General features: G+C 29.3%; 13 protein-coding genes. 2 read left to right on the forward strand and 11 right to left on the reverse strand.

The features are described 5' to 3' along the window. From CHL78_RS18260 to CHL78_RS18300, 9 genes are all read right to left on the reverse strand, one after another. On the reverse strand, positions 1–238 hold a 238-nt coding region (locus CHL78_RS18260; protein ID WP_243446480.1), incomplete at its 3' end, for an MATE family efflux transporter. 1 nt (position 239) lies between these two features. Beyond that, the gene (locus CHL78_RS18265; RefSeq protein ID WP_094368785.1) at positions 240–704 is read right to left on the reverse strand and encodes a GNAT family N-acetyltransferase; all 465 of its coding nucleotides are present in this window, start codon (positions 702–704) and stop codon (positions 240–242) included. A 71-nt stretch (positions 705–775) separates the two neighbouring features. Continuing rightward, complete coding sequence (locus CHL78_RS18270; protein ID WP_094368786.1) at positions 776–1,591, reverse strand: MerR family transcriptional regulator; 816 nt, start codon at positions 1,589–1,591, stop codon at positions 776–778. Between the two features lie 238 nt (positions 1,592–1,829). Beyond that, positions 1,830–2,798: a polyprenyl synthetase family protein gene (locus CHL78_RS18275; RefSeq protein WP_094368787.1), complete on the reverse strand. Its 969-nt coding sequence runs from the start codon at positions 2,796–2,798 to the stop codon at positions 1,830–1,832. A gap of 97 nt (positions 2,799–2,895) precedes the next feature. Beyond that, entirely contained in the window at positions 2,896–4,833 is a 1,938-nt protein-coding gene (locus CHL78_RS18280) for an FAD-dependent oxidoreductase (protein ID WP_094368788.1), read from the reverse strand. Between the two features lie 280 nt (positions 4,834–5,113). Further along, positions 5,114–6,055 carry a 1,4-dihydroxy-2-naphthoate polyprenyltransferase gene (locus CHL78_RS18285; RefSeq protein ID WP_094368789.1) on the reverse strand — a complete coding sequence of 314 codons (942 nt, stop codon included), beginning with the start codon at positions 6,053–6,055 and terminating at the stop codon, positions 5,114–5,116. Positions 6,056–6,063: 8 nt separating this feature from the next. Beyond that, positions 6,064–6,939, reverse strand: coding sequence for a LysR family transcriptional regulator (locus CHL78_RS18290; protein WP_158540732.1), 876 nt, complete (start codon positions 6,937–6,939; stop codon positions 6,064–6,066). Between the two features lie 22 nt (positions 6,940–6,961). After that, positions 6,962–7,990 carry an FAD:protein FMN transferase gene (locus CHL78_RS18295; RefSeq protein ID WP_094368791.1) on the reverse strand — a complete coding sequence of 343 codons (1,029 nt, stop codon included), beginning with the start codon at positions 7,988–7,990 and terminating at the stop codon, positions 6,962–6,964. A 306-nt stretch (positions 7,991–8,296) separates the two neighbouring features. Continuing rightward, positions 8,297–8,791, reverse strand: a complete 495-nt coding sequence (locus CHL78_RS18300) for an FMN-binding protein (protein ID WP_094368792.1) — start codon at positions 8,789–8,791, stop codon at positions 8,297–8,299. Between the two features lie 199 nt (positions 8,792–8,990). Between CHL78_RS18300 and CHL78_RS18305 the strand changes: the two genes are divergently transcribed. Both CHL78_RS18305 and CHL78_RS18310 read left to right on the forward strand, forming a co-directional pair. Continuing rightward, positions 8,991–9,386: a NusG domain II-containing protein gene (locus tag CHL78_RS18305; protein WP_094368793.1), complete on the forward strand. Its 396-nt coding sequence runs from the start codon at positions 8,991–8,993 to the stop codon at positions 9,384–9,386. 5 nt (positions 9,387–9,391) lie between these two features. Beyond that, on the forward strand, positions 9,392–9,931 hold the full coding sequence (locus CHL78_RS18310; protein ID WP_094368794.1) for a Gx transporter family protein: 540 nt from the start codon (positions 9,392–9,394) through the stop codon (positions 9,929–9,931). Between the two features lie 117 nt (positions 9,932–10,048). Here the strand turns inward: CHL78_RS18310 and CHL78_RS18315 are convergent, their stop codons facing one another. Both CHL78_RS18315 and CHL78_RS20880 read right to left on the reverse strand, forming a co-directional pair. Beyond that, on the reverse strand, positions 10,049–10,885 hold the full coding sequence (locus CHL78_RS18315) for an ABC transporter substrate-binding protein (RefSeq protein WP_094368795.1): 837 nt from the start codon (positions 10,883–10,885) through the stop codon (positions 10,049–10,051). A 10-nt stretch (positions 10,886–10,895) separates the two neighbouring features. Next, on the reverse strand, positions 10,896–11,313 hold a 418-nt coding region (locus tag CHL78_RS20880), incomplete at its 5' end, for a hypothetical protein (protein WP_330408672.1).

Raw genomic sequence — 11,313 nt, forward strand, 5'->3', positions numbered from 1 at the left:
TTACTATACTTGTCGATACACCAAATATTAATTGAGCTGCTATTAGTAAGGATAATATTGGACTCAATATTCCCATAGCAGATAGTGCACTTGCACTCATAGCACCTAGATGTCCTGCAAATGCTGTATCTATCATTGATGCTACAGACTCTAGTACTAATGAGCATATTGATGGTAGTGAGAAAATAAATATCAACTGTGACACAGATTTTTGTTCAAATATATCATTTCTAATCATCCTAGTCTTCCATACCTTTCAAATCCACTAACATTACCCTTTCTCCATTTATATCTAATTCACCATTAAATCTAAAACCTAATCTCTTATATAGTTTTATAGCGTTTGGATTATTATCATAAACACTTAAAAATATTTCTTTGCATTTATACTCTTTATATAGTCTTTTTATTAAAACTTCTATACCTACTTTTCCATATCCATTTCCTTGATACTTCTCTCCAATCATAAATCTATCAAGCCACACTCTTCCATCTTCATCTTCATCTTCAAATAAACCATACATTGCAAACCCTACTAATTCATCTTCGCTGTATATTCCAACAGGTCTCCATAGTTCTAATTCATTCGACTCTTCTAAGCACTTTTCTGTTGTTTCTATAAATCCTTCTTGATCTTTATTGACACGCAAACCTAAAATTTCATTATAATTATCTTCTGTGACTTTCTTTATTGTTAATTTCATATTCTCAACTCCTCAATTTAGATAATAAACCAGTGTGTAGCACACAGGTCAATAACAAATTAAGAATAAAATTATTTTATAGGTATATATACCTCATAATAATCAATAGGAGTTTCATTTTCATATACAGTAAGAAGCATTCTTCCAAGTATTGATCCGGATACTTCTATATTATTTGTTATTACTATTTCTTCTATGCTATCTATCCAAGTTTCATAAGTATCGTCATTTAATGCTATCACAGTATACATATACTTATTATTTGATACATGTTCAAGCTTATGTTTCATATTAAGCTCTTTTATCTTGTAATAGTCTTCTTGGAATGTAATTCCCCATTTTATTTTCTTCTCTGCATCCTCATCAAATAACGCTCCTTCATCTATTAAAAAAGCAAAGTGGCCATAATCGTACCAATCTTGATCAAACCCACCAAATTTCTCAACAATCTCAATAAAGTCATTAAATTTATATTCTTTAGTAATTTCTATAAAGAAACAATTATCCTTTTCAATACCAAATTCAACTTTGTTTAAGCTGTCAGTACATACCTTAACATCTTCTTTCATTATAGAAAGTTTCTTGCTAAGCTTTTTTATATTATTTATCTGCTCTTCTAGATATGCTTCTTTTTCTTCTATTAGCTTTAATATATCCGATGGCGATGAGTTTCTTAATATATCATTTATATCTGACAGTGATATATTAAGACCTTTGAATAATATTATGTCTGTTAGACAATTTAAGTCATCCATCTCATAGTATCTGTACCCGTTATTACTATCTTTTTGAGGGCTCAAGACTCCTATTTTATCATAATGGACTAAAGTATCTCTGGTAACATTAAATAGCTTTGATACTTCTCCAATTAAATATTTATTCTTCATTATTTACCTCTTTATTTTAATTTTAGGTTTTTATTTATTTTATCATAAAATTTCACTTTAATAATCGTATTTAAAGCTATATATGATTGATTTCAAAACATATATATTTTTTAGATTATTTGTACTTAATCTAGATATACGAATTGTTTATACAATAATAAAACCGTATCACCAATTGTTGATACGGTTAACTATTACTTATTTTTTGTTGATAAATATTCATAACTATATAAATATCTTAATAACTTCTTTCAAGAAGCTTTGTAACTACACCTAAAAGGATATCTCTATATTCATTATCTGGTAATTTATTTATATCTCTAAATGCTTTCTGTGAATATTTATTTGCAATCTTCATCGCATCATCTATCCCATTATTATTTTTAACAATATTGATTATCATATCTATTTCTTCATTACTATAATTATCTTTGTTTAATATATTTTCAAATACGCTTGGATTTTTCTTCATTGCTAAAATTAAAGGCAGTGTATATATCCCCTCTTTTAAATCATTTCCTGATTTCTTTCCTAGCTCTTCATCCGTTGCTGTATAGTCTAATATATCATCTATTATTTGAAATGCCATTCCAATATTATGTCCTATATTCCAAAATAGTCTACATATCTTTTTATCACATGAGCTTTCTGCTGCTCCTATATATAAACTTAATGAAAATAGCTCTGCCGTTTTCCCAGATGTCCTTTTTAAATAATCTTTAACTGACACATTCTTATCAAATCTTGAATTTAATTGCTCTATTTCTCCAAGACATATCCTAGACATTACCTGAGTATCGACGTCAATACCTCTTTCTATGGAAGATGTTGTTGCTAGTACTCTAAAGCATAAGCAAAATAAGAAATCACCTATATAAACAGCATAGTTCTTCCCATATTTCGACTGTACAGTTTCTTTTCCTCTTCTGAACTCGGCTTCATCAATTATATCATCATGAACTAGTGTTGCCATATGAAACATTTCCATTACAGATGCTAGTGCACGCGACCTCTCTTCATTATAATTTCCAAACTTTGAAGCTATAATAGTAAATGCTGGCCTTAACATTTTTCCACCAGAATTTAATAAGTCCAATATACTGCTTTCAATAACTTTGTCTTTGCACTTGGCATTTTTAGCAATAATGCTACTTACTGCATCAATCTCTTTCTCAATTATGGGATAATCACTCCAAAATTTACTCATTTTCATCCCCTCATTTCGCTTTATGAATATTATTTATTATGTCTTAAATTTAAAAATAGGGGTATATTCTTTCTAGGAATATATCCCTCACTATTTATTAGTTTGCTTTTGATTTTTCTATTTTATTTCCAGCGTGTATATCGTAGATAGGTCTTCTTTTTCCCATCCATATGTTTCCTGTGAGCTCATTGATCCAAGGAATAATATAGTAATCTAATCCAAATGTTCTTCCTGCCCCAGACATTAATGCAATACTTCCGAATGTAAACCATAATATATCCCATCCAGCCATAGCTGAGAATATAAAGTTAACAGTCATAAATGCTGATGCCGCTGATGCTAAGAACGTAAATAATCCAACTATTAAGCATAAGCCTAAAGCTATTTCAGTTAATACTACTATTCTTTGGAACCAAACTGCTATTTCTGGGTTTGGCATGAATATTTTCATTATAAACTCATAGAACTTAGGCATAGTTTCAAATATTGGTTGCGGCATGTTTGCTGCACCTTCTACTGCTTGAGATGCACCTGAAACTGCGTCTTGCAACCATTCAAATGGCATTTTAACGTTACCCATTTTCATCCAGCTATCCCAACCAATTGTTAAGTTGCTAGTTAAAGCATCTACATAACCACCAATACCGTCAGTTGATAATGCATTTTGTGCTGTATCAAAGGCTGCTGCCCATGTTTCTTCACCGATTAATTTTTTAAGACCTTCTATTAACCATAAACATCCTATATATAATCTTAATGGTATTAACCATAATCTATTTCCTTTAGATGCCAGATGACCTCTCATTATACATCTTCTTTCCTTCATAGCGAAGAACTCATGTTGAAGATAGTGATATATTGCATGAACATCGTTAACCCCTAATAAGTATACCATATTTATAATATGTTTCATTACCATAGCAAAGAATCCTGATAATTTTATTCCCATTAAGTTTGCTACGCCATATCTTCCACCTATAGAAACCATAAATCCATGATAATTAGATTTAAATTCTGTCTTTTCTTTATTTTCCATAGAAGCTATTATATTTTTTACAGCTGTTACTGCTGTTTGTTCTGCAGCTTCAACTATTTGAGGGTTACCATTACCTGGTGTTTCTTCTACATATGCTATATCTCCAACAACATATATATTTTCTTTTTCTTCTGCTTGCATATACTTGTTTGCAGAATATCTTCCTGCTCTAGCTTTTTTAACATCCAGGTCTTCTAAATCTTGATTTGCTTGTACCCCACAAGTCCATATTAAAGTTTCAGTAGGTATTACTTTCCCATCCTTTAACTTTATTTTATCCTTAGTTACTTCAACTATTGGAGAGTCTTTTAATATCTCTACCCCATGCTTAACCATGTATCTTTCAGCTTTATCAGCCTGCTTTCTGTCTAACATATTTAATATAGTTGACATAGCTTCTACTACTAATATTTTTATTTCATTCTCATCTACTCTATATTCTCTAGCTAATGTAGCTTTCCATTCCAATAATTCCCCGGCCATTTCTATACCAGTGAACCCAGAACCTGCAACTACAAAAGTAAGCATTTTTTGTCTCTTTCTTGCATCCCTAACATAAGAAGCTTCTTTAACAGTATTTTTTATATGAGCTTTTATTTTAAGGGCATCTTCTAATGACCATAATGTAAATCCATTCTCTTTAACTCCATTTACACCAAAGAATGCTGGTTCACTCCCCATACCTACTATTAGGTAATCATAATTGTATTTGCCCTCTTTAGTATTAACTACGTTATTGTCACTATCTACATTTTCTATGTAATCTACAACAACATTAACTTTTGTCTTATGGAATATTCTATATAGATCTACCTTTACTGATTCTTCTGGAACTCTTCCTCCAGCAACCTCATGTAATTCTGTCATTAATGTATGGTATGGATTTTTATCTATTAAAGTAATCTCTACCTCATGATTTTTCTTATATTTTTTCGATAATTTCTTGGCTGCATGTACTCCTGCATAACCTGCACCTAAAATAACAATTTTAGTTGACATATAAATCCCCCGTTCCTTACTTAATTTTAAATATATAAGTCCTTGTTTTAAAAATATCAATTTTCTTATTATATTTTCATTATATATTTAATAAGTTTAGACGTCTACCATGTGTCATTTATATAACAATCTTTGTATATTATTTTTATTTTTAGCTGTAACCATTCAAATTACTGAACTTTAACATTTATTAAAATATTAATTTCTAACTTTATAAGTAGTTTTTTCTTATAATTTTCTATGTAGTATAAATATTTTAAATAGCCAATATTCGTTAATCTTATATTAAACAAATACCTGTACTAAATATATATATAATACCTAGTATAGTAAAGTTTTTTACTGATATGGTAAATGTTTCTGATTTAACTTGTTTCCCTTCAAATACCTTAATATTCTTCTGTACTATAAATAAACTTAATATTGATAGCAATGATGTCTTCGGCAAAATACCGATTATAACCGATAATACAGTAGTTATATATCCTATATAGTAAATATACTTAAATAATTTAATAGATGCTGTCTTGCCTATGTAATATGGTAAAGTAAATCTACCGACCTTTATATCATCATCCAAATCACAAATATTGTTTGCTAACATTATATTTGCTATCCCACCCACTAAAGGTATTGTAATTATAAATATACTAAATGCTTCTAATAAATCAAAACTAGCTGTAAGTATAGTTTTATTAATATATATCCCAAAATAATTGCTATTATAGATACTCATGTATATTGTTAAAAATGGAATTAATAACCCCATAAACCCTCCAGAGAAAACTTCTCCAAGTGGCATTCTAGAAATTGGTATAGGACCAAATGTATAAAAAATTCCTACGAAGAAGCAAACTGCTCCAATTAATAAAACTAATAAATTAGTTCTAATAGTTAATATTATTCCTAATACTACTGCAATAAATAATAAAATACCAATTGTGTATAAACCTACTTTTTGTGAAATACCATGTACAAACATAGGATTTCGTCCTTTATAATCTTCTTTAAAATGCTTTAATTCGTTTTTGTAATCACAATAATTATTAATAGCTGTTGTTGCCATGTCAAAAGTTATCATTGAAATAAACATGATAATTAAATTTGTAATATTAACGCTTCCATATTTGTATAGACTGTAAACAACCCCCATTATAAAGGGTATTATACTCGCTATTTTAGTTGGTAACTCAACATAACTTATATATGCTTTTAGATTCATGTCTCCCCCTATACTACTGCATCAATGCATTCTTTATTTAAAATAGATTCTAGCTCTTTCTTAAATATTTTGAACTTCTTTTTAAGATTAGCATCTATATCTTTTCTATATGTTATAAATAAATCATAGCTTACATCATATCCTTTAGAACATACTCTCATTAACTTTCCTGATTTTAACTCTTTTTCTACTGAAATACGTGGAACTACTGCAGCTACATTCTGTTTTTTTAGATAGGATTTTATAACATCCAAAGAGTCCGTCTTTAAGCATACATTTACTTTGCTCATATTTTCTAAGGTCTTTAATACAGTATTGGAGTCATCATCAAGCAGCGCAACAGGTAACCTTTCTATACTATTACACTCTAAACATCCACCGCTCACTAATATTAGCTTATCGCTACCTATATACTCTGATATTAAGTCAGCATCATCTATATTGCTGCAACTGATTACTAGGTCTGCTCTATTATGTATAAGCAACGCTTTTTTATTTACTTCTTTTTGACTATTTATACTTATATTAATATTTTTAAATATACTTCCCATATCTCTTACTACACCATCTAATATAAAGTTTGCATGTGTATTTAAAACATTTATTCTTATTTCCTTATTTTTACAATCATCTTCATTAATATCCTCTATCAAATTATCATGTAAAGTTAAAATTTGTTTTGCATAATCATATAAAATTTTTCCTTTGTTAGTAAGCTCAACCCCCTTATTACTCCGGTCAAAAAGCTTTACTCCAAGTTCTTTTTCAAGTTTGGATAGTTGATGGCTTAATGCTGGCTGAGATATATGTAAATTATTTGATACCTTTGATATACTCTTTAATTCTGATACTTCGTAAAAATACTTCAAGCTGCTTATTCGCATATTTACTTTCCCCTTTTTAAATCTAATTTGAAAGTATGAAACCTTCATTTATTATTTTAAAATTTCCTTTCAATCCATCAGTTATATATACTTCTTTATTGTTTGTTATAAATACAGCATCTACTGTATCTAACTCTTCTACTAGCTTCAGGCCTTCTTCTAGTCCTTTTGTAAATATCAATGTTGATAGTGCATCTGCATCTACTGACTTATCTGCAATAATAGATACTCCTGCTATCTCTGTTTCATAAGGGTATCCAGTCTTAGGATTTAGTATATGATGATATTTAACTCCATTTTCTTCTATAAATCTTTCGTATACACCAGTTGTAACAACAGATTTATCCGCAACTTCTACAACTCCAACTGCATTCCCTCTATCATCAAATGGATCTTGGATTCCTATATTCCATCCCTTATTCTCTTCTTTTGACCCTAGTGCATATATATTTCCACCTAAATCAATAATCGCCTTATTTACTCCCTCATTTTTTAAAAGTGTAACGATTTCATCTGCTACATATCCTTTGGCAATACTTCCTAAATCAAGCATCATTCCTTTTTGACTTAAAAAAACTTCTTTTGTAGAGTCATTTATTTCTATTTTGCTGTAATCTACATATTTTATAGTTTCGTTTATTTCATCTTTTGTTGGAACTTTTGCCTCTGGAAGCCCTATACTCCAAAGCTTTACAAGTGGTCCTATGGAAATATCATATGCACCATCAGACATTTTTGAATATCTTAATCCTTCTTTTATGATGTTATAACTTGTATCACTTAGCTTAACTTTATCTACACCTGAGTTATCATTTAACTTTGTAAGTTCTGTTCCATCCTTATTTATGCTTACTAGGTCCTCAATCTCTATGATACGGTTAAATACTTTATCAAGTATCCCCTCATTGCCCCCTTCATACAAGGTAACCTTGATTGCAGTTCCCATAAATAACTCTGTTCTAGTAATTGTTTCATCCTTATTTTTTGATGAACATCCAGTTATGCTTATTGCTAGTACAATCATTAAAATACTAATAATCCTTTTCTTCATACTTTCCCCTTTCTAGTAATACTTTGTTATTTATATAACTTATAAACTTTTAAGCATGTCAACCACTTTATATAATATATATTTTACCAACATTTTACAATATATTGTTTTGTTTTTTATGTAAAATACCATTTCTCCTTAACTTAATTATTTTTTTAACAATCATTGTTAATGAATTTCATTATTATCGATAAGCAAATTTATCTTAAAGGTCAAATTCGATATATATAATATCTATTTATAAATACCCTATAATTGTAAAAAAAAACTACTAGTATAGATATACTAGTAGTTTTTATATGTTAATTATTTAATTTCTATTAATTCTTTTTCTGATTTTCCTTCAGCTGCATTATCTAATGCTTTTTGGAATAAAGTCTTAGCTTTTGAAGATGATCCTGTAGCTCCTGTAACACCATCTATTTCAGCAGATTGAACATCCATTACTTGCTTTTCTATCTCAACTTCATACTCAGCTGGATTTGTTCCTGATTTTTCTTTCATCATTTCGTTGTAACCTTCGTCTTCTCTCTTATCACCTTTTTCAGTGAATTCATTGTACTTAGCTTCTGTTATTTTTCCATCCTTAATTGTAACAACAACTTTAGCTTTTCCTCCGTTATCATCGAAGTCTTTAGTTTCTACTTCATAAGTTCCATCAGTCATTGCTCCTTCATTTTCTTGAGCAACTTCTTTTTCTGGAGCTTTTTCTTCTGGAGCTTCTTCTTTAGGTGATGAGCATCCTACTAATGATAAAGCTAAGAAACTTGTACATAATCCTAGTGCTAATTTTCTTTTCATAATTACATCCTCCACATTATTAAAAATATAACAAACTCTTAATTTGGATTATACATTGTTTTTACGTTTCACATATAATAGATTATTTTTATATTGTATAAAATTTTTGTATTGCCATTTTATTTTTATATGGCTTAAAATTCAATTAGTAGGTATTTTAGTAAAAATACTTTTAATCGAATTTTTAAGGAGAATATTAATGAAAACTTTTAAAAAGCTGGACTTTGTCATTATAGTGTTTCTTATAATTTTATCCTTTATACCCCACTTTATATTTGCAAAAACGTTAGCTAAAAGTTATACGTCAACCTATGCTAATATCAAGGTTTCAGGTAAACTTTATAAAAACATTAATTTATCTTCATTTAAAGGTGAAAAAACATTGGTCATTCCTACTTCTCATGGCACCAATACAGTATTAATAAAGGATAATACTATACAAATTATTGAAGCTGATTGTAATGACGCACTTTGCATAAAACAAGGTGTTATTTCCAAAGTAGGTGAAAACTTGATTTGTTTGCCCCATGAATTGATAATAGAAATTAAAGGAGATGAAAGTGATAGTTCATCAGATATGATACTCTCACATTAAATATTATGAAATTAAATAAAACTTCTAAAATGGTGTACATGTCATTACTTGTATCCATGGCTTTAATACTTTCTATAATAGAACGTATGATACCTGTACCATTTGTAACTCCAGGTGCGAAACTAGGGCTAGCTAATCTAGTTATAATAATTTCAGTTTATACCTTAGATAATTATAAGGAATCTTTTACTGTATTAATTCTAAGGATATTCCTAGCAACTATGCTTGGCGGTAGTGTCTCCAACTTGCTATACAGCTTTACTGGTGGAGTTTTAAGTTTTATTGCGACTCTAGTAGTTAAAGAACTTGGTGGTAAGCATGTATCTATAATAGGTGTAAGTGCTTCAGCTGCAGTATTTCACAATGTAGGTCAACTACTAGCAGCATCACTTGTTCTAGATAATATTGGTGTATTTTTATATCTTCCTTTATTGTCCATAGCAGGTATAGTAACAGGTATATTTATAGGTATATCCGCAAATTATTTACTAGATCACCTTTCAAAATTACCTCAGTTTAAAGGTAGTGTATACTCTAAAGGTTAACTCTTAGTAGTTTGACCACACAAACCTCAAAACAAAATCTGTGCTTTAATATAGATATTGAGATTATAAAGTAAAAGTACCCTATTAAAATAGGGTACTTTTACTTTATATTAAGGTTTAATTAGTTAAAATATCGCATATTAGCTCTTCTGAATTGTATATTTTACTAATCTCTTGTTCTCTATACATCCACTCTTGACATAGATTAAAATCTTCATGCCTAAATAGTGCTTGTCTCTCAAATGTAAAATCTTTTAATCTTTTTGCCATCTCAATATTATACCCTACTATATCAACACCAATTTTAATCTTTTCTTCTGGTGAAGCTTCATTGAATAAATTTTGTGCGCCTTCCAATGCTTTATGAAAATCAGAAACCAATTTCTTATTGTTCATACAAAACGTTTGATCAAAAGCCCACATAACAAGATTTTTTTCACTATCTTTACTACTCCATATCACTTCTCCACCCTTTTCGATTACATCTGTTACAAACGGTTCAATCGCTACTAATGCGTCAATCTCTCCATCTTCTAATGCCTTAAGTCTTTCATATGAATTATTTATCCAAACTGGCTTCGCACCTGGCATTAAATCTTTTAGGTCATTTTCTAGATATAGGCGAAATAAACCAGCTCTATTCACACCAACTTTTAAATTTTTCAGATCTTTAGGATAATTTTTTCCACCTACAACATGTATAGTGCGTGTTAAGTTAGAAGTCAAAACTGCTTTTTTTCCTCTTTCTAACATGTAGAAGAAAAATGTGATATCTCCAACCATTGCATCAGCTCTACCTTCATAAAAATCACTATTCCCATCAAACACAAAATCTTCACTAATCTTCAAGTTGATATTAATGTCATATTTTTTAAAAATATCCAACTTATCAGCCATAATAACAGGTATTGTTAAAGGGTTTTTTCTTATTAGATTTAAATTTATTGTATTCATAATATCTCCTTTATTTTATCAATAACATTAATAAAAACTCTATACTCATAACTAAATGGAATCCATAAATTAACAATAGTGGTCTTGGACCCCATTCCTTTCCCATCTCAGGATATACTGCTTCTATTTTGAAATAGTCTTTGTACCAACGTACATATCCATAGTAATAAAATACTAAAAGACCACTTATAAACATTAAACTAGTAATACTCGAAATCATAAATAACATAATCCATAAAATAATCATAATTATAGCCTCTGGTATTATGATTTTTATAGAGTTTCTAAACCCAATAACATGAGGTAGAGTCACTCTTGTACCAAAGTCCTTATCATAATCTGATGTATTATTGGTAGACATTAAAAATACCGTCATTATCATCGCTATTAGCGCATATAAAACTATCGAGTAACTCATAGTATTAGTT

Source organism: Romboutsia weinsteinii (assembly GCF_002250835.2).
In the GTDB taxonomy this organism is placed as follows: domain Bacteria; phylum Bacillota; class Clostridia; order Peptostreptococcales; family Peptostreptococcaceae; genus Romboutsia_A; species Romboutsia_A weinsteinii.

Excerpts from the sequence above, each read along its gene's own strand:
- CHL78_RS18290 (WP_158540732.1), bottom strand. The coding sequence starts at position 6,939 with ATGCGAATAAGCAGCTTGAAGTATTTTTACGAAGTATCAGAATTAAAG.
- CHL78_RS18275 (WP_094368787.1), bottom strand. The coding sequence starts at position 2,798 with ATGAGTAAATTTTGGAGTGATTATCCCATAATTGAGAAAGAGATTGAT.
- CHL78_RS18305 (WP_094368793.1), top strand. The coding sequence starts at position 8,991 with ATGAAAACTTTTAAAAAGCTGGACTTTGTCATTATAGTGTTTCTTATA.
- CHL78_RS18315 (WP_094368795.1), bottom strand. The coding sequence starts at position 10,885 with ATGAATACAATAAATTTAAATCTAATAAGAAAAAACCCTTTAACAATA.
- CHL78_RS18310 (WP_094368794.1), top strand. The coding sequence starts at position 9,392 with ATGAAATTAAATAAAACTTCTAAAATGGTGTACATGTCATTACTTGTA.
- CHL78_RS18300 (WP_094368792.1), bottom strand. The coding sequence starts at position 8,791 with ATGAAAAGAAAATTAGCACTAGGATTATGTACAAGTTTCTTAGCTTTA.
- CHL78_RS18265 (WP_094368785.1), bottom strand. The coding sequence starts at position 704 with ATGAAATTAACAATAAAGAAAGTCACAGAAGATAATTATAATGAAATT.
- CHL78_RS18280 (WP_094368788.1), bottom strand. The coding sequence starts at position 4,833 with ATGTCAACTAAAATTGTTATTTTAGGTGCAGGTTATGCAGGAGTACAT.
- CHL78_RS18295 (WP_094368791.1), bottom strand. The coding sequence starts at position 7,990 with ATGAAGAAAAGGATTATTAGTATTTTAATGATTGTACTAGCAATAAGC.
- CHL78_RS18285 (WP_094368789.1), bottom strand. The coding sequence starts at position 6,055 with ATGAATCTAAAAGCATATATAAGTTATGTTGAGTTACCAACTAAAATA.
- CHL78_RS18270 (WP_094368786.1), bottom strand. The coding sequence starts at position 1,591 with ATGAAGAATAAATATTTAATTGGAGAAGTATCAAAGCTATTTAATGTT.